General features: G+C 58.1%; 21 protein-coding genes. 11 read left to right on the top strand and 10 right to left on the bottom strand.

Annotation, left to right across the window (positions count from 1 at the left end; genetic code table 11):
* Together AC1RTA_RS06085 and AC1RTA_RS06080 are read left to right on the top strand one after the other, a co-directional pair.
* Positions 1 to 183: hypothetical protein (locus AC1RTA_RS06085; protein ID WP_492784235.1), on the top strand; the 183-nt coding region annotated here is incomplete at its 5' end.
* A gap of 316 nt (positions 184 to 499) precedes the next feature.
* On the top strand, positions 500 to 1,852 hold the full coding sequence (locus AC1RTA_RS06080; protein ID WP_492784234.1) for a M23 family metallopeptidase: 1,353 nt from the start codon (positions 500 to 502) through the stop codon (positions 1,850 to 1,852).
* 70 nt (positions 1,853 to 1,922) lie between these two features.
* Here AC1RTA_RS06080 and erpA read toward each other — a convergent pair whose 3' ends face one another.
* The 5 genes from erpA to rplM form a co-directional block, all read right to left on the bottom strand.
* Positions 1,923 to 2,270: an iron-sulfur cluster insertion protein ErpA gene (gene erpA / locus AC1RTA_RS06075; RefSeq protein ID WP_014236435.1), complete on the bottom strand. Its 348-nt coding sequence runs from the start codon at positions 2,268 to 2,270 to the stop codon at positions 1,923 to 1,925.
* A gap of 44 nt (positions 2,271 to 2,314) precedes the next feature.
* Positions 2,315 to 2,725: a bactofilin family protein gene (locus tag AC1RTA_RS06070; RefSeq protein WP_014236434.1), complete on the bottom strand. Its 411-nt coding sequence runs from the start codon at positions 2,723 to 2,725 to the stop codon at positions 2,315 to 2,317.
* Positions 2,726 to 2,745: 20 nt separating this feature from the next.
* Positions 2,746 to 3,246, bottom strand: coding sequence for a DUF6776 family protein (locus AC1RTA_RS06065; protein ID WP_328590245.1), 501 nt, complete (start codon positions 3,244 to 3,246; stop codon positions 2,746 to 2,748).
* Between the two features lie 443 nt (positions 3,247 to 3,689).
* Positions 3,690 to 4,082, bottom strand: coding sequence for a 30S ribosomal protein S9 (gene rpsI / locus AC1RTA_RS06060; RefSeq protein WP_014236432.1), 393 nt, complete (start codon positions 4,080 to 4,082; stop codon positions 3,690 to 3,692).
* A 9-nt stretch (positions 4,083 to 4,091) separates the two neighbouring features.
* Positions 4,092 to 4,520: a 50S ribosomal protein L13 gene (gene rplM, locus AC1RTA_RS06055; protein ID WP_014236431.1), complete on the bottom strand. Its 429-nt coding sequence runs from the start codon at positions 4,518 to 4,520 to the stop codon at positions 4,092 to 4,094.
* Between the two features lie 500 nt (positions 4,521 to 5,020).
* On the opposite strand from rplM, the gene AC1RTA_RS06050 reads away from it, so the two are divergent.
* Entirely contained in the window at positions 5,021 to 5,437 is a 417-nt protein-coding gene (locus AC1RTA_RS06050) for an OsmC family protein (protein WP_492784233.1), read from the top strand.
* A gap of 37 nt (positions 5,438 to 5,474) precedes the next feature.
* Here the strand turns inward: AC1RTA_RS06050 and coq7 are convergent, their stop codons facing one another.
* From coq7 to AC1RTA_RS06030, 4 genes are read right to left on the bottom strand one after another with little or no spacing between them, the layout of a single operon-like run.
* Complete coding sequence (gene coq7, locus AC1RTA_RS06045) at positions 5,475 to 6,098, bottom strand: 2-polyprenyl-3-methyl-6-methoxy-1,4-benzoquinone monooxygenase (RefSeq protein ID WP_492784232.1); 624 nt, start codon at positions 6,096 to 6,098, stop codon at positions 5,475 to 5,477.
* Between the two features lie 21 nt (positions 6,099 to 6,119).
* Complete coding sequence (locus AC1RTA_RS06040; RefSeq protein ID WP_492784238.1) at positions 6,120 to 6,632, bottom strand: CNP1-like family protein; 513 nt, start codon at positions 6,630 to 6,632, stop codon at positions 6,120 to 6,122.
* A 38-nt stretch (positions 6,633 to 6,670) separates the two neighbouring features.
* Entirely contained in the window at positions 6,671 to 7,285 is a 615-nt protein-coding gene (locus tag AC1RTA_RS06035) for a CBS domain-containing protein (protein ID WP_492784231.1), read from the bottom strand.
* Between the two features lie 54 nt (positions 7,286 to 7,339).
* The gene (locus AC1RTA_RS06030) at positions 7,340 to 7,864 is read right to left on the bottom strand and encodes an RNA pyrophosphohydrolase (protein WP_014236426.1); all 525 of its coding nucleotides are present in this window, start codon (positions 7,862 to 7,864) and stop codon (positions 7,340 to 7,342) included.
* Positions 7,865 to 8,023: 159 nt separating this feature from the next.
* Between AC1RTA_RS06030 and AC1RTA_RS06025 the strand changes: the two genes are divergently transcribed.
* Positions 8,024 to 9,736, top strand: coding sequence for a proline--tRNA ligase (locus tag AC1RTA_RS06025; RefSeq protein ID WP_492784230.1), 1,713 nt, complete (start codon positions 8,024 to 8,026; stop codon positions 9,734 to 9,736).
* Positions 9,724 to 10,332: a lytic transglycosylase domain-containing protein gene (locus AC1RTA_RS06020; protein ID WP_492784229.1), complete on the top strand. Its 609-nt coding sequence runs from the start codon at positions 9,724 to 9,726 to the stop codon at positions 10,330 to 10,332. The genes AC1RTA_RS06025 and AC1RTA_RS06020 overlap by 13 nt, the downstream gene beginning before the upstream one ends.
* Before the next feature lie 318 nt (positions 10,333 to 10,650).
* Here AC1RTA_RS06020 and ffh read toward each other — a convergent pair whose 3' ends face one another.
* On the bottom strand, positions 10,651 to 12,006 hold the full coding sequence (gene ffh / locus AC1RTA_RS06015) for a signal recognition particle protein (RefSeq protein ID WP_152090509.1): 1,356 nt from the start codon (positions 12,004 to 12,006) through the stop codon (positions 10,651 to 10,653).
* A 45-nt stretch (positions 12,007 to 12,051) separates the two neighbouring features.
* On the opposite strand from ffh, the gene AC1RTA_RS06010 reads away from it, so the two are divergent.
* The 6 genes from AC1RTA_RS06010 (at position 12,052) to AC1RTA_RS05985 (ending at position 18,005) form a co-directional block, all read left to right on the top strand.
* On the top strand, positions 12,052 to 12,891 hold the full coding sequence (locus tag AC1RTA_RS06010) for a cytochrome C assembly family protein (protein ID WP_014236422.1): 840 nt from the start codon (positions 12,052 to 12,054) through the stop codon (positions 12,889 to 12,891).
* A gap of 276 nt (positions 12,892 to 13,167) precedes the next feature.
* Positions 13,168 to 14,886 (top strand): type IV-A pilus assembly ATPase PilB, encoded by a 1,719-nt coding sequence (pilB, locus tag AC1RTA_RS06005; protein ID WP_492784228.1) that lies wholly within the window; start codon positions 13,168 to 13,170, stop codon positions 14,884 to 14,886.
* 26 nt (positions 14,887 to 14,912) lie between these two features.
* Entirely contained in the window at positions 14,913 to 16,157 is a 1,245-nt protein-coding gene (locus AC1RTA_RS06000; protein WP_492784227.1) for a type II secretion system F family protein, read from the top strand.
* A 5-nt stretch (positions 16,158 to 16,162) separates the two neighbouring features.
* Positions 16,163 to 17,014 (top strand): prepilin peptidase, encoded by an 852-nt coding sequence (locus AC1RTA_RS05995; protein WP_492784237.1) that lies wholly within the window; start codon positions 16,163 to 16,165, stop codon positions 17,012 to 17,014.
* Positions 17,015 to 17,112: 98 nt separating this feature from the next.
* Positions 17,113 to 17,385, top strand: coding sequence for an FmdB family zinc ribbon protein (locus tag AC1RTA_RS05990; RefSeq protein WP_492784226.1), 273 nt, complete (start codon positions 17,113 to 17,115; stop codon positions 17,383 to 17,385).
* Complete coding sequence (locus AC1RTA_RS05985) at positions 17,364 to 18,005, top strand: DUF502 domain-containing protein (RefSeq protein ID WP_014236417.1); 642 nt, start codon at positions 17,364 to 17,366, stop codon at positions 18,003 to 18,005. Before AC1RTA_RS05990 ends, AC1RTA_RS05985 begins: the two co-directional genes overlap by 22 nt.
* The last annotated feature ends 22 nt before the right edge of the window (positions 18,006 to 18,027 follow it).

The raw sequence follows: 18,027 nt of genomic DNA, 5'->3' as shown, positions 1-18,027 counted from the left end.
GATTCATTTGTCCGACCTAAGCCGGAACACCCAACCAAGCACCTACACCTATCGGTTGTCCTATTTTTTAAAGAGCTTGCAAATCAAGATCTTATCTCAATCTGCCGCGCCGCCGTAGCAACGAAAGACGCGCATTCTACACAGAGAAAAACAAGCCGTCAAACAATTTTCAAAAACAATTAACCTTGAAAACGAAGCCTTGCTTACTCCGAAGTCGATAATAACCTATTGTTTTTTATCGACTTTCCCCAGCCGCAAAGCAGCGAGAGAGGCGAATTATACAGGCCAAGAAACGCCAGTCAATACAAAAATAGAAACTTTTACCCAGAATTATTCACAAAACCAAAATTTCCCTAATAAATCCATGTGTTGGAAAAAACAGGTCGATACACGCTGCCGCTCCAGCAAACCCCTTATTACGCAACGACCCAGCCCCTGGGATAGCAATGCGCACCATGCTAGACTGCCGCAGTTAAAATAGCAGGGCAGGACACGCATCATGCACCAGCACCCCGGCAGCCAACACACCTCATCCTTATTGCCTCGCCACAGCCCGCTCTACCACCTAAAAAAACATCCGGGAGCCGCCGCCGTATTTGGAGCCTTGGCCCTATTCAGCATGGTGGCTGCATTTGGCCTACCCCCCCCCTCGCTAAGCACCACCGAGCTTACCCCCCATCCCGTTGTAGAAGACCTTGCGCTTGCACTCGCCCACCCTTTGGATTTGGGCAACCAAGCCTATCTAAGAGAAGAAAAGGTACAAAAGGGCGACAGCCTAGCCAACCTGCTCAACAGACTCGGCGTCAACGATGCATCAGCCCTGGATTACATCAAGCAAACCCCTGCCGCACACCCCATCTTTCGCCAACTAGCCCCCGGCAAGTTAGTCACGGCCAGCACCCGTGACACCGGAGAATTGCTACTCCTCAGCTTCCCACTGAACAATCGCGCAGAGAACTTGCTGATCGAAAGACACAGCAATACCTTCAGAACAAGAGAAGCGCCCCTGGCTCTTCAATCCCAACTGGAAATGAAATCAGGCGAAATTCGTAGCTCGCTGTATGGAGCGACGGATGATGCAGGGATTCCTGACGCCGTAGCCAACCAGTTGGCGGAGATTTTTGGTGCAGATATCGACTTCCACAGAGACTTGCGCAAGGGAGACCGCTTCACCCTGATCTACGAAATGTACCGCCACCAAGGTCAAAGCATTCGTAGCGGACGAATTCTTGCTGCAGAACTTGTAAATGCAGGAAAAGTCTTCCGTGCCGTTTATTTTGAAGACCCGAAGAGCAGCATCAAGGGAAGCTACTACACACCGGAAGGCAAGAGTTTACGCAAGGCCTTCCTCCGCTCCCCACTTGAGTTCTCCCGGATCACGTCTGGATTCACCAATGCCAGACTCCACCCAATTCTCCAACAATGGCGAGCGCACAAGGGTGTCGACTACGGCGCGCCAACGGGGACCAAAGTACGCGCCACCGGGGACGGTACCGTGGAGTTTATCGGACGCCAAGGCGGATATGGGAATCTGATCATCCTCCGCCATCAAGGTCGCTACTCCACCGCATATGGACACCTGAGCAGCTTCACCCCCCAACTGCGTAAAGGTTCTCGGGTCAGTCAGGGCGAGCATATCGGCAACGTCGGCGCCACCGGCTGGGCAACCGGCCCCCACCTACACTATGAATTTCGGATTGGCGGCGAACAAGTCAATCCCTTAGCAGCCCAGTTGCCCGGAGCACCATCACTTGAAACGGCGCAACTGTTGCAGTTTCGTCAGAAGACCCGGGATCTTCTGGCCCAGCTGGAAATGTTGAAACAAAGCGACATGGTTGCCTTTCAGGAGTAAGACCCCTCACACCCCAAACAAAAAAGCCTCGCAGATGCGAGGCTTTTGTGAGAGCACAGACTGAAGCGAACTATACGGAAAACGAGGAACCGCAGCCGCAGGTAGAGGAGGCGTTTGGATTCTTGATCACAAACTGGGAGCCTTCCAACCCCTCGGAGTAGTCGATCTCGGCACCGACTAGATACTGAAAGCTCATCGGGTCGATCAGAAGGGTCACACCATTCTTGTCCAGCACGGTATCGTCCTCGTTTGCCACTTCGTCAAACGTGAAGCCGTACTGAAAACCGGAGCAGCCGCCACCGGTCACAAAAACCCGCAGCTTGAGCTCAGCATTACCCTCTTCTTCAATCAACTCCCGAACTTTGCTGGCAGCACTATCAGTAAAAACCAAGGGCAAACCATCAGCAACTGCATTCATAACGCACTCCTAAACTAAAAACTTGAATCCTATTAGTACCGCCGTCAGTTACTTGAAGCTGCCAATTTAAGCTCGACAGTCTTCGCATTAGACTGATGAATCAGCCTTCCCTGAACCACAGCACCTTGCTGCATCTCCAGGCTGTTGTACTCCACGTCACCTGTGACCTTGGCACACGGCTGAAGTTCAAGGGTTTCGGTTGCATGCACCGGACCAATCACTGTCCCATTGATCACCACGTGCGCAACATTTATCACCCCTTCAATACGCGCATGCTCACTAACAACTAGGGTCGACGGCTGATCTTGGGCAGCCTCGACGTTTCCCTTTATTTCACCATCAATGCGCAGGCCACCACTGAACTGAACATTACCTTCCAAGCGAGTACCAGCACCAATAAGACTATCAATACGGTTCTGGGGCTTGCTAGCACCATTCTTCTTGCCACCAAACATGGAGCCTCCTCACTTAGGTATCAAAGCGACAGGGACTGCTTGGCACGCACGGAACCGTCCTGCACCAGACGCGCCTCTACCCCCTTAAGAACAGTACCTTTGGGGATAGAAAAATAACCTTCAGTCCGAAGGAACCGCTTGATTTCCAAACGGAACTTCCCCGCCGCCGAGTCCCCCTCGGCGGGAAGAATCATCATAACATCTTTGCCCGCCTGCTGCACTTTGAGGTGGAACTGGAGAAGCCCTCGGAACTCCTTGGAACGAGCCCCCGACTCCATCGCAATCAATAGCCGGTATCGATAGCGCCCCTCTTCGCCTTCTGGCTCCACCCTCAACCGGCTAATCTTCAAACCATCCTCTGACGCCCCAACCCCTGGCACAATGCTTTCAAAGAAAGCCAAATCCTCTTTCAGACTGGCATTTTCCTGCTCAAGCTGAGCAACCTGGCGCAGAAGGCGCTCTTTCGCGGAACGCTCAATCTGAACACTGCTTTCCCCCGCCGCCGAGGACTGACGCAGCACAGCCAACTCAGTCTCCAGAGCCTCAGTTCGAGTCCGCAGAGACGATATCTCCCGATCGGACTCCCGGCTATGAAATCCCGCGAAGCGCCGCCCCACGTCATACACCCAGGCCGCAGCAGCCAAAGACAAGGATAGCACCGCCACAACCAACAGAAGCCGCCAGTACCAGGAAACATGAGTACGAACAGCCACTTTGGGCGCACTTATCCCAAACCGCTGCCGCAGACGCTTACGAATCAATGATGTCGCCAACACGGCCATGGGTTCCCAACCAACGGATTATCACCGCGCACCGCGGTGGATGAAGACAAATCCAGCGGCAATCCCTTGAACCAACACGCTGGACAGCGTCGAGCCATCTTAAACGCCCCAATCTTTACCAACAAGCCCGGATCAAGCAAAAAAAAAGCCGCCCAAGAGGCGGCTCTTTTTCACAGCGTTGATTAACGCTTGGAGAACTGCTTGCGGCGACGAGCCTTGTGGAAACCGACCTTCTTACGCTCAACTTCGCGGGCATCACGAGTCACGAACCCAGCCTTAGACAGAGCAGATTTCAGGGCAGCATCATAAGCAATCAACGCACGGGTGATGCCATGACGAACGGCACCGGCCTGACCAGATTCGCCACCGCCAGTAACATTGACCTTGATATCGAAGCCAGCGACCTGCTCAACCAACTCCAGGGGCTGACGCACGATCATGCGGCCGGTTTCACGAGAGAAGAATTGGTCAACCGGCTTGCCATTAACAACGATGTTGCCGGAACCGCGCTTCATGAAGACGCGAGCAACAGCGCTCTTGCGGCGACCGGTGCCATAAAAATAGTTTTCAGCCATGACAGTACCTTAGATATCCAGGGTTTTGGGCTGCTGAGCGCTATGGGGGTGTTCAGCACCAGCGTAGCACTTCATCTTCTTCAGCATGGCGTAGCCGAGCGGGCCCTTGGGCAGCATGCCCTTAACAGCCTTTTCCAGCACACGAGCAGGGAAACGCTGCTGCAGCTTGGTGAAGTTAGTTTCATAGATACCACCGGGATAACCGCTATGCCGGTAATACTTCTTGTCCTCGGCCTTGTTACCGGTGACACGAAGCTTCTCAACATTGGTCACGACGATGAAGTCGCCGGTATCAACGTGAGGGGTATAAATTGCCTTGTGCTTACCACGCAGCCGGCGAGCGATTTCAGTGGCGAGGCGGCCGAGCACCTTGTCTGTGGCGTCCACCACATACCACTCGCGCTTCACCTCATGGGGTTTAGCGGAAAAAGTTTTCATCTGGGCCGTCCTTAGCCTAATCACAGAAAGCCGCGGATTATATGGGGGCAGAACACCCCGTGTCAATGCCTTCTTGGCAGACAACACAATCCAGCGCCAACAAAAAAAGCGCGACTCCAAGGAGTCGCGCTAAATCCACACCAAAGGAGGAGGGTGGAGGAGACAAACTGCAAGTATGAGCCGCACCAAAACCTACGCACAACTCACACTTAAGTTGAGCTAATTATCACTAAAGGCAAGGTCGAAATCAAGTAATTTTTTGTGCGATGCACCAGTATTTTTTTAATTTGTCGATAATGTTTATGTATGAAACACAACACAATGTTTTAAATGAGCAAATGCGATTTATCAGAAATTGATTCACCAATTCGTAATTTCACAACCACCTCAGAAGCACGCCAACACCCCTTGCATTTGTGCGGCGCAACAATACGCACCACTCCCGGCCATCTGATAGAGCCCTTAGAATGCGCCCTTCCAATAAATGGAGGGGTCTCATCGTGGAATGCAAAGTTAAATGGGTTGATGGAATGGCTTTTCTGGCGGAAACAGGCAGCAACCATACTGTGATGATGGACGGCGCCCCGGAAGCTGGAGGTCGCAACCTGGCTCCCCGCCCGATGGAGCTATTGCTGGCAGGCACAGGAGGATGCACTGCCTTTGATGTTGTCCTGATCCTGAAAAAAGGACGTCATGAAGTTAGCGACTGCGAAGTAACGCTCCATGCCGAGCGCGCCGCCACAGACCCCAAAGTCTTCACGAAAATTCATTTCGCCTTCAAGATCACCGGGAAAAATCTCAAGCTAGCCGCAGTGGAACGGGCTATCGAACTATCCAAGGAGAAGTACTGCTCCGCCTCAATCATGTTGGGCAAAACAGCCGCCATCACGCACGAACTGGAAGTGGTCGAAGCATAGAATGCTTGCCCCAGGCCTACCGGGCCTGGGGCATACCTCATAGATAGTAGGCAACCCCCGTCATGACTTTTGACGACAACTTCATCGCGAACCTGACTGGACCGGGCAAGTCCACTCCTCCGAGACTAACAGCCGTCTGCGCATGGCTCATCTCATCAAATTTCATCTGGTTCAGAATGCTTCTTGAACGCTGATCAGCCAAGGGCAAGCGCAGTAAATGGCTATCGAGATGGCGTTCGACCTGGCGTTCCGTTTCAGCCAGAAACCCAAGATTCCAGGAATCACCGGCCTTTCCCGCCACAACCCCCAGCGCCAGCGACCCCGCATACCACAACGGATTCAAAAAGCTTTTACGCCCGCCCAACTCCTGAATTCGCCTTTCGGTCCACGCAAGGTGCTCCGTCTCTTCCCAAGCCGCATGCTCCAGCGCCCGCTTGATCACCACATCCTTCGATGTCAGTGCCTGCCCCTGATACAAGGCCTGGGCGCATATTTCACCACAGTGATTGACCCGCATCAGCGCCGCAGCATGACGCTTCTCCTCCGGAGACAATTCAGGCAAGGGCACATCAGATCCTGGCACAGAACGGCGAGTCGGCGCCGGGGCAAATACTGCGCGAAGCGCCTTATCAAACTCGACAATCAAGCGATCAATGCTCATTCTGCAGCCCAAAACAAGCAACTAGCGGGGAGTATCCGGATGGCGCCCCAGCCTAAGAGCCGCCACACCTTCCTCTGCATTGCGAAGGGGAACACCGCCAGGGCAGAAATAATCCCGAAACAAAGCAGCATGGTGTGCATTTACAGACCCACCAGAGACGCGCGACCATGCGCTAGCACGAGCCTTTATCCATGCCCCATCGGAGCGCCCCACCGCATACAATCGACGCTCCGCCGTTGAGCACCGAAGCCCCTCAAAACTCACATTTCGAGCGCCACCTGACGTCTCGACAACCAATACATACCGAATGACCCCATCAGAACCCACTGACAACGAAGATGAATCTATGCGGAAAGAGTTTGAATTGACGGCACTAACGTAAAACGGCAAAAGATACATTTCTTGGGGGGGAGGGGGAAACTGGGCCTCAATTTCCTGCCAGGGGCGCTTTTCAAAATCATCGTCCAAGACAGGAACATATTGTTTCGGAATCAATGTTTCAGGCACTTGTGCCCAGCAAACCCCCGATCCCATCAAGAAAAGAATGGGGGCTAGCAATCGAAACGCACGACTTAACAAATGACACCCTCCATCATCGCTGTCTCTATCTGGGCAAAGGTACTAGCTACTTCCTGGGCATGAAACGGCACCCCCAGTTGACGAGCCACCTGAGACGCAGAAAAGATGCCACGCACCAACTGACGGTCAGACACAACATCGGACTCCACCACTAACGCATGCTGCCTACCGGAGCACTTGAGAGTTTCCACAATGTTCCCAACCTCACTTTTCAAGACATCTCGCATCTGCAACACCTCAATTTGGCTCTGAGGCGTCATGATGTCGCAAACACGCAAGTCTTGGTGCCTCACTCCTCGATTCAGCACTACTTGCATTGGGCGCTCCCCTAGGATATCCGCTGCAGTAACCACCCCAACAACCATACCCGACGCATCAACGACCAATAGCGAACGCACCCCCCTCGCAATCATGGCGTGGTTAGCAATATCAACATGGGTCTCAGAATCAATGGTAGCCGCTGCAACCAACTTGAAGTCAGTCATCACCTCTAGAGCGGGGGAATCCGCCGTGACTGGTTGAGGGGCAAAATAGGACGGGCGACAATACCCGGCCTCACCAGATAATCGACCGATGGGAAGCGGCTTGTACTCGGCTTTCGCGACCATTGCTATCTCCTTGACTAGAGGACGACGGACCACACCTGCGAAACCAAAGAAAACCTAATTCCCAATCTCCAGCGGGCGCCGAATGCGGCCGGGAGCCCGCCCGCGATCGGCGTCAATATAACGGACCAGTTCGTTCAGCGCCTGCTGATAAACGCCACGCTTGAACTCGATCACCGCATCCAACGGAATCCAGTAATCGTTCCAGCGCCACGCATCAAATTCAGGGTGACTGGTTGCCCGGAGGCACACATCGCTGTCGCGACCCACAAGGCGCAACAGAAACCAGATCTGTTTCTGCCCCTTGTAGCTGCCACGCCATTCGCGCTTGATCCATTGCGTCGGCACGTCATAACGCAGCCAATCCTTGGTTCGACCGAGGATGCGCACGTGTTCGGGCTTTAACCCGACCTCCTCGTGCAACTCCCTGAACATGGCCTGCTCCGGCGTTTCGCCGCGCTTGATGCCACCTTGGGGGAACTGCCAGGAATGCTCACGAATACGCTTGCCCCAGAAAACCTCGTTTTTTGCGTTACAAAGAATGATGCCGACGTTCGGGCGATAGCCTTCACGGTCGAGCATGGAAAACCTGCATCAAATATTGGGTTGAAAGCATTCTTTCACAATTCCACATACTTGGAAAGGAAGGCCATCGGCCGGAAACAAGCCAATACCCGGCATCCCATGACGGTCCGTCGTCTTGTAGAATTAGATTTTTAGCCCGTCAAAAGATTCAATCCCATGCGTACCTCCCAATTTTTCATTTCCACCCTCAAGGAAGCCCCCTCCGACGCGGAAGTGATCAGCCACAAGCTGATGCTTCGTGCTGGCCTCATCAAGCGCCTGGCAGGCGGCATTTATACCTGGATGCCCCTGGGCCTGAAGATACTGCGCAAGGTGGAAAAGGTGGTGCGTGAAGAAATGGATCGTGCCGGCGCCATTGAACTGCTGATGCCGGCCGTGGTGCCCGCCGAGTTGTGGCAGGAAACCGGCCGCTGGGAAAAGTACGGACCGGAACTGCTGCGCTTCAAGGATCGTCACCAGCGGGACTTCGTCATCGGCCCCACCCATGAGGAAGTGATCACCGACGTGGTGCGCAAGGAAATCAAGAGCTACCGCCAGCTGCCCGTCCATTTCTATCAGGTGCAGAGCAAGTTCCGCGACGAGATCCGCCCCCGTTTCGGCGTCATGCGCGGCCGCGAATTCCTGATGAAGGACGGCTACTCCTTCCACACCTCCTTCGCCGACCTGGAGCGGGAATACAAGCACATGTACGACACCTACTGTCGTATCTTCACCCGCCTGGGCCTGCAGTTCCGCGCCGTGGCCGCGGACACCGGCTCCATCGGCGGCACCGGCTCCCATGAATTCCATGTGCTGGCCGACTCCGGCGAAGACGCCATCGCCTTCTGCCCGGACTCCGACTACGCCGCCAACGTGGAACTGGCCGAAGCCCTGGCCCCTGCCGCTGCCCGCGCTGCGGCCAGCCAAGCCATGACCAAGGTCGCCACCCCGGGCAAGACCCAGTGCGCCGATGTGGCCGCCTTCCTTGGCGCCAGCGCTGAGCAGACGGTCAAGGCCGTGGCAGTGATGCGCACCGAAGGTGGCTTTGCCCTGCTGCTGCTGCGCGGCGACCATGAATTGAACGAGATCAAGGCCGAAAAGATCATCGGCGAATTCCGCTTCGCCAAGGACGACGAAATCGTCGCCGCCCTCGGCTGCAAGCCCGGCTACATCGGCCCGGTGGGCATCAAGGCGGACATCCCCGTGATTGCTGACCGCACGGTGGCGGCCATGGCGGATTTCATCTGCGGCGCCAACGAGGCCGAGCATCACCTCACCGGCGTCAATTTCGGCCGCGACCTGCCCGAACCGGGCCAGGTGGCGGACATTCGCAACGTCGTCGAAGGCGACCCCTCCCCGGATGGCAAGGGCCAGCTGGGCCTGTGCCGCGGCATCGAAGTGGGCCACATCTTCCAGTTGCGCACCCGTTACTCCGAAGCCCTCAACTGCAAGTACCTGGACGAAAACGGCAAAGAACAGATCATGGAGATGGGCTGCTACGGCATCGGCGTCTCCCGCATCGTCGGCGCCGCCATCGAGCAGGGCAACGACGACAAGGGCATCGTCTTCCCGGCCGCCATCGCCCCCTTCGAAGTGGCCATCGTGCCCATGGGCTACCACAAGAGCGAGGCCGTCAAGGCGGCTGCCGACCAGCTCCTGGCCGACCTCAAGGCCGCCGGCATCGACGTGCTGCTGGACGACCGCAACGAGCGCCCCGGCTCCATGTTTGCCGACATGGAACTGATCGGCATCCCCCACCGCATCGTCGTGGGCGAACGGGGCCTGGCCGAAGGCAAGCTGGAGTACAAGGGCCGCCGCGATGCGGAAGCCCAGATGGTGGACGCCGCCGGCATCGTTGCCCTGCTGCAAGGGAAGCTGTGCGCCGCCTAAAGGCACTGCTGCTGTCCGGCTGCCTGTGCCTGCCCCTGGCGGCGCAGGCAGGGGCTCAGAAGTATGAGCCCCTGTCGGCCAGCGTCCAGGCAGCCTTGTCCAAGTCGGTCGCCGACCAGAAGCCGCCCCAGAGTTCATTCAAAGACCCGATTGCGGCGGCCAACTGGCTGACGGAAATGTCCCACCGGCTGGAAAAGCGCATCCCAAATCAGGAAGGCCGCCTCGAGCTCCTGCGCTCGGTGCACTACGAAGCCACCCGGGCCGGGCTCGACCCCCAGTTGGTGCTGGGCCTGATCCAGGTGGAGAGCGGCTTCAAGAAATATGCCGTCTCTTCAGCCGGCGCCCGGGGGCTGATGCAGGTGATGCCCTTCTGGGTCAAGCTGATCGGCGATCCCAGCCACAACCTCTTCAACCTCCGCACCAATCTTCGTTATGGCTGCACCATCCTGCGCCATTACCTGGACATCGAGCGGGGCGACCTGTACCGGGCCCTGGGCCGCTACAACGGCAGCCTGGGCCAGCCCGAGTACCCCAACCTGGTGAAGGGCGCCTGGCATGGGCGCTGGCTCTACAACGAGCAGGTGGCCCTGCATTAGGGCGCACCAACGGCAATCGAGAAGAGAACCACGTATCTGATTTGCCGTCTCCGAGAGAGCGAACCGCCCTCTCCGAAGGGAATGGGTTCGCGCTGCTGGCGGCCATAAATAGCATTAGCCCAGAAGGCTGCAGGGACGGGCATGCCAGCTGTTCCATGCCGGAGAAGGCCGCCCTTACTGCCTCTCAGCCATGGTAACTTTCACCCCGCAACAGGAGCGGATTGGCGGCAAACACCCAGGGCCGGTCAAGCAGGCAATTCCAATAAAAAAAAGCCCCGGCACACGGGGCTTTTTTATTGCCGCAAGGGATGCGAAAGATCAGCGCATGCCCGGCATCATGCCCTTCATGCCCCGCATCAGCTTGGACAGGCCGCCCTTGGCGAAGGACTTCATCATCTTCTGGGTCTGCTCGAACTGATTGAGGAGGCGATTGACTTCCTGCACCTGCACCCCGGCACCGGTCGCGATGCGGCGCTTGCGGCTGGCCTTGATCAGCTCCGGCTTGGCCCGCTCCGCCGGCGTCATGGAATTGATGATGCCCTCAATGCGGCGCACCGCCTTGTCTTCCGCACCGCCCTGCAGCTGGCCGGCGGCCTGGGCGAACTGGGCCGGCAACTTGTCCATCAGGGCCGCCATGCCCCCCATGTTGCGCATCTGGGCGATCTGGTCCTTGAAATCGTTGAGATCGAAGCCCTTGCCCGACTTGAGCTTCTTGGCCATGGCCAGGGCCTTTTCCTCATCGACCCCCTTGCGCGCCTCTTCCACCAGGGAAAGGATGTCGCCCATGCCCAACACCCGGGACGCCATGCGCTCGGGGTGGAAGGCCTCCAGGCCGCTCAGCTTCTCGCCGACGCCGACGAACTTGACCGGTTTGCCGGTCACATGGCGCACAGAGAGGGCGGCACCGCCCCGGGCGTCACCATCCAGCTTGGTCAGCACCACACCGGTCAGGGGCAGGGCCTCATTGAAGGAGCGGGCGGTATTGACCGCATCCTGGCCCAGCATGGCGTCGACCACGAACAGGGTTTCCACCGGCTTGATCGCCGCATGCAGCTGCTTGATCTCGGCCATCATGGCTTCGTCGATGGCCAAGCGGCCGGCCGTATCGACCAGCAACACGTCGTGGTAATGCTTGCGGGCCCAGTCGATGGCGGCCAGAGCGATGGCTTCCGGCTTTTCCTCGGTGCTGGAGGGGAAGAAATCCACACCGGCCTGGGCCGCCACCGTTTTCAACTGCTCGATGGCGGCAGGGCGATAGACGTCGCAGGAAACCACCAGCACCTTCTTCTTCTGGGTTTCCTTGAGCAGCTTGGCCAGCTTGCCCACCGTCGTGGTCTTGCCGGCACCTTGCAAACCGGCCATGAGGATGACGGCGGGCGGCTGGGTCGCCAGATTGAGGGCGGCATTGGCACCGCCCATCAACTGGGTCATTTCCTTGTGCACCACACCGATCAGGGCCTGGCCCGGGGTCAGGGAGCCAATGACCTCCTCGCCAAGGGCCTTCTCCTTCACGGCGGCAATGAAGTCCTTGATCACCGGCAGCGCCACGTCCGCCTCCAGCAAGGCGAGGCGGACCTCGCGCAGGGCGTCGGAAATATTGGATTCCGTCAGACGGGCTTCACCCCGGAGGGTCTTCATGACACCGGCGAGGCGTTGAGTCAGATTATCGAGCATGGGCAGGAGGTGAGCTTAAGAGGTTGCTTGGTGTAAACTGCGGGAATGCCGTCCATTTTACTGCACTTCCTGCCCCACTACCTGGCCAGCGCCCTTTATGCCCTGCTGGGTTTCCATTTCTGGCGCACCCGCTGGGCGGAAACTGACAAGCCCATGGTCACGGCGCCGATGCAACCCTGGGAGCGCTGGGCCATTCTCGGCACCATGCTGATCCAGGGCATCGGCCTTTACGACGGCCTCTTCGGCACGGGAGAAATGCGCTTCTCCTTCAGCTTCGCCCTCTCCCTGATGTTGTGGCTGGCCGTCTTCATCTACTGGATGGAAAGCTTCAAGGCCCGCATGGAAGGCCTGCAGCCCATGGTGTTGCCGCTGGCCGCCGCCTGCGCCATCCTGCCGCCCCTCTTCCCCTCGGCTCACGTCCTGCCCCATGCCGATTCGGTCGGCTTCAAGCTGCATTTCATGGCAGCCATGCTGGCTTACAGCCTGTTCACCCTGTCGGCCCTGCACGCAGTCTTCATGGGGTTCGCCGAACGCAAGCTGCATCAGCGCTCTCTCACCAAGAGCCTGACCAGCCTGCCGCCTTTGATGACCATGGAAGCCCTGCTGTTCCGCATGATCATCGTCGGCTTCATCCTGCTGACTGCCGCCCTCGGTTCCGGCGTACTGTTCTCCGAAGCACTCTTCGGCAAGGCCATGGCGCTGGACCACAAGACGGTCTTCGCCTTCATCTCCTGGGGCATTTTCGCCGCCCTCCTTGCCGGCCGCCATGCCTATGGCTGGCGTGGCCGCACGGCCCTGCGCTGGACCATGGCCGGCTTCCTGGTGCTCCTGATGGCCTATGTGGGCAGCCGCTTCGTGGTGGAAGTGCTGCTGAACCGCCTCTGACGCAGCTGCAATGGCCGGGCACTGCCTCGGCCGGCGAGGCATCGCACCCTCCTCAGCTAGACGCCCCCCTTGGGGGTACTGGCAGGCGATGGGCGCATACCGGCAACCAAGCAATTGCGTTGCCGAGTGTAAAAGTGTGAAAACACTTCGACTTTGCCACCCAAGCAACTGATCCGTCACAACTTTACAAAAAGACCCGCGGCGGGCATCATCAGCCCGATAACGACGGCATAGCTACCGCCCCACTTCAGTCCAACCCACGCAGATGCAGGAGTCATGGCAGCTACTTTTCAGGTTCCCCTAAGTGGTCTTGCGCGCGCCATGGTCCAGGCTGGACGCCTCAAAGAGGCCGAAGCCGAAGCCTTCATGGCCCAAGCCAGCGAAAAGGGCACGACATTCATTGAGCAGGTGATCGCCGGCAAGCGGGCTGACGCACGGGACATTGCGGTTTTTGCAGGGGAAACGTTTGGTTACCCGGTATTGGACCTCTCGGCATTCGATGAATCCCATATCCCGGCAACCGCCATTGATCGCAAGCTGATCGCAGCCCATCGGGTCATTCCCCTCAACAAGCGAGGCAATCGCCTAGCGATCGCCATCTCCGACCCAACCAACCTTCGGGCGCTTGACGAAATCCGCTTTCAGACCGGACTGGCCGTAGATCCGGTGGTGGTCGAGGAGCCCAAACTAGCACCGTTGGTCGTCAAGCACGCCGAATCCCCGGAGGACACACTCAAGAATTTCGCAAACGAGGACCTCAATCTTGAGTTCGCCGATGAGGAAGCCCAAGCCAAGGCCGATGATGCAGCCTCGGTTGAGGTGGATGACGCCCCTGTCGTCAAATTCATCCAGAAAATTCTGATGGACGCCATCAATGATGGTGCTTCCGACATTCATTTCGAACCCTACGAGAAGTTCTATCGCATTCGCTATCGCATCGACGGCGAACTACGGGAAGTAGCGACCCCCCCTCTGGCCATCAAGGAAAAGGTAGCCTCCCGTATCAAGGTAATTTCCCGTCTGGACATTTCGGAAAAACGCGTACCACAGGATGGCCGGATGAAGCTGGTGCTGTCCAAGAACAGGGCCATCGATTTCCGGGTCAGCACATTGCCGACGTTGCATGGCGAAAAGATCGTCATGCGGATTCTCGACCCGACCTCGGCCACTCTGGGGATTGAAGCCCTGGGTTACGAAGCCGAGCAAAAGGAAGCTCTGCTCCATGCCATTCACCGCCCCTACGGCATGGTCCTGGTGACGGGCCCGACGGGTTCCGGCAAAACCGTATCCTTGTACACCTGCCTCAACATCCTGAACAAGCCTGGCATCAACATCTCCACCGCGGAAGACCCGGCAGAAATCAACCTGGCCGGCATCAACCAGGTAAACGTCAATGACAAAGCGGGCCTGACCTTTTCCGCCGCCCTCAAGTCCTTCCTGCGGCAGGATCCGGACATCATCATGGTGGGTGAAATCCGCGACCTGGACACTGCCGAAATCGCAATCAAGGCGGCCCAGACCGGCCACATGGTGCTATCCACCCTGCACACCAACGATGCCCCGACGACACTGGAGCGCCTGAAAAATATGGGCGTCCCCACTTTCAACATTGCCTCGTCCGTCATCCTGATCACTGCCCAGCGGCTGGCAAGAAGACTCTGCACCTGCAAAGTGCCTCTGCACGTACCTACCGAGACCCTGTTGAACGCTGGCTTTTCGGAAGAGGAGCTCGATGGTTCCTGGACCCTGTACGGCCCCAATCCCTCCGGATGCGAGCGCTGCAAGGGAGGCGGTTTCAAGGGCCGGGTCGGTATTTACCAGGTCATGCCGGTTTCCGAGGAAATTCAGAGGATCATCATGGCCAACGGCAACTCCATGGACATTGCCGTCCAGGCCAAACGTGAAGGCGTAAAGGATCTCCGGCAATCGGGGCTGTTGAAGGTCAAGCAGGGAGTTACTTCCCTGGATGAAGTCCTGTCGACCACCAACGCCTGACCGCAACCCAGCAGAAAGCACCCCATATGGCCACCGTCAAAAAGCCATCGACCACCGTCAAACGGACGGACCCCAGCATCAAGGAACATACCTTTACCTGGGAAGGGAAGGATAAAACCGGAAAGATCATCCGGGGCGAGTTACGGGCGACCAGCGAAACGGTAGTTCAGGCTACTCTTCGCCGCCAGGGCGTACTGGTCTCAAAGGTCTCGAAGCAGCGCTTCAAGAGCGGCGGCAAGATTACCGACAAGGACATCACCTTGTTCACCCGACAACTGGCCACCATGATGAAATCCGGGGTGCCGTTGCTGCAGGCATTCGACATCGTCGGCAAGGGACACGCCAATCCGGCCGTAGGAAAATTGCTGCTGGACATCAAGTCGGATGTGGAAACAGGTAGTTCATTGAATCAGGCGTTCCGCAAATACCCCCTGTACTTCGACGCCCTGTTCTGCAACCTGGTGGCCGCTGGTGAGCAGGCCGGCATCCTGGACTCCCTGCTAGACCGCCTGGCCATCTACAAAGAAAAAATCCTGGCGGTAAAGAGCAAGATCAAGTCGGCTCTTTTTTATCCGATCGCCGTTATCGTCGTCGCCTTTGTCATCACTGCCGTGATCATGATTTTCGTCATCCCGGCCTTCAAGGAAATCTTCAAATCCTTTGGCGCCGATCTGCCCGCCCCGACACTGGTGGTCATCGCCATGTCCGATTTCTTTGTACAGTTCTGGCCCATCATCTTCGGCATCGTTGGTGGCGGCGTGTATGGGTTCCTTGAATCGTGGAAACGCTCCGAGAAAGTACAGATTGTCATGGATCGACTGATGCTCAAGGCCCCCATTTTTGGAGACATCATCCGCAAAGCCGTCATTGCCCGATGGACCCGTACCCTGGCCACCATGTTTGCCGCAGGGGTGCCGTTGGTCGAGGCTCTCGAGTCGGTGGGAGGAGCCTCCGGCAATCACGTCTACAAGGTGGCAACCCGCCAGATACAGAACGAAGTCAGTACCGGTACCAGCCTGACCAATTCCATGCAGAACGTGAACCTGTTTCCCAATATGGTGATCCAGATGGTCGCCATCGGCGAGGAATCAGGTGCCCTGGATTCCATGCTGTCAAAGGTTGCAGACTTCTTTGAACAGGAAGTGGACGACGCAGTGGAGGGGCTCTCCAGCCTGATGGAACCCATCATCATGGTCATCCTCGGGGGCCTGATCGGCGGCATGGTGGTCGCCATGTACCTGCCGATCTTCAAGCTGGGCTCGGTGGTATGAGCCCGATGGAAGAGTTCCTGGCAAACCCCGCTCTCGCAACGACTCTGGCCGGAATCCTGGGCCTCCTGGTCGGCAGCTTCCTCAACGTCGTCATCCACCGCCTGCCACGGATGATGGAGCGGGACTGGCACCTGCAGTGCGCCGAACTGCGGGGGGAAACGGCTCCGGAAAAGGAACGGCTGAGCCTCGCGACCCCGGCCTCCCGCTGCCCCCATTGCGGCCACGCCATCCGGGCCTGGGAAAACATCCCGGTCCTCAGCTTCCTGCTCCTCAAAGGCCGCTGTTCCGGTTGCCAGGCCCCGATTTCCCTGCGCTACCCGTTGGTGGAGGCCTTCACGGGCCTGCTCTCCGCCTTCACGGTGTGGCACTTCGGTCCGACCCTGGCAGCTGCTGCCGCCCTGTTGCTGCTGTGGGCCATGGTGGCCCTGACCGGCATCGACTTCGACACCCAGCTGCTGCCAGACTCCATCACCCTGCCCCTGGTCTGGCTCGGCCTGCTGTTCAATATCTCCGGCACCTTCACCGACATCAGCTCCGCCGTCATCGGCGCCATGGTCGGCTACCTGTCCCTGTGGAGCGTCTACTGGCTGTTCAAGCTGGCCACCGGCAAGGAAGGTATGGGCTACGGCGACTTCAAGCTGCTGGCGGCCATCGGCGCTTGGCTCGGCTGGCAGATGCTGCCCCTGACCATCCTGCTCTCCTCCCTGGTCGGTGCCGTCGTCGGCGTGGCCCTGATCGTGCTGGCCCGCCGGGGCCGCAACGTGCCCATTCCCTTCGGTCCCTATCTGGCTGCAGCGGGCCTGCTGGCCCTGTACTGGGGCCAGGAACTGACCCAGTCCTACCTGCGGCTGCTCTAGCCGCTTGAATTCTCCGGGTTTCACCCCCATTTTCCCAGCCGGGGCCTGCATAAGGCCGGCCCCGGTTCGGGTATAATTTCGCTTTTCCGGAGTTCCTCATGCCGATTTACGAATACCGTTGCCCCGCCTGCGGCCATCAGCAGGACCACATGCAGAAGATGAGCGACGCCCCCCTGACCGCCTGTCCCCAGTGCGGCAAGGACGGCTACGCCAAGCAGATTTCTGCCGCCGGCTTCCAGCTCAAGGGTTCCGGCTGGTACGCCACCGACTTCAAGGGCGGTAACGGCGCCTCCCCGGCCAGCAGCAAGAAGGCCGACAACCCGCCGCCCTGCCAGGGCGGCGACGGAGCATGCGCGTGCGCGGGCAGCTGATCAAACGCTACTTCATCACCGGACTGCTGATCTGGGTGCCCCTGGCCATCACGGCCTGGGTGCTGAACCTGATCATCGGCACCATGGATCAGTCGCTGCGGCTGCTGCCGGAGGCGATCCATCCGCGCAACCTGTTCGGCTTCGACATTCCGGGGGCCGGCGCCATCCTCACCCTGCTGATCATCCTCGTCACCGGGGTGGCGGCGGCCAACTTCATCGGCGAAAAGCTGGTGCGCTGGTGGGAAAAGCTGCTGGCCCGCATTCCGGTGGTCAATTCGGTCTATAACAGCGTCAAGCAGGTTTCCGACACCCTCTTCTCCCAGAGCGGCCAGGCTTTCCGCAAGGCCCTGCTGGTGCAATACCCGCGCCAGGGTTCCTGGACCATCGCCTTCCTCACCGGCCAGCCCGGCGGCGACGTGGTCAATCACCTGGTGGGCGACTACGTCAGCGTCTATGTGCCGACCACGCCCAACCCCACTTCCGGCTTTTTCCTGATGCTGCCGCGCAGCGACACCATCGAACTGGAAATGAGCGTGGACGAGGCCCTCAAGTACATCATTTCCATGGGCGTCGTCGCACCGCCGGCCCGGCACCTGCCGCCGCCCCAGCCCCATCACTGAACCACAAGAATCAACCCTTCTG

Source organism: Azospira sp. MPR-E4 (assembly GCF_058809645.1).
Note: the sequence above shows the minus strand (reverse complement) of the source record. Positions and strands in the feature narration are given on the sequence as shown.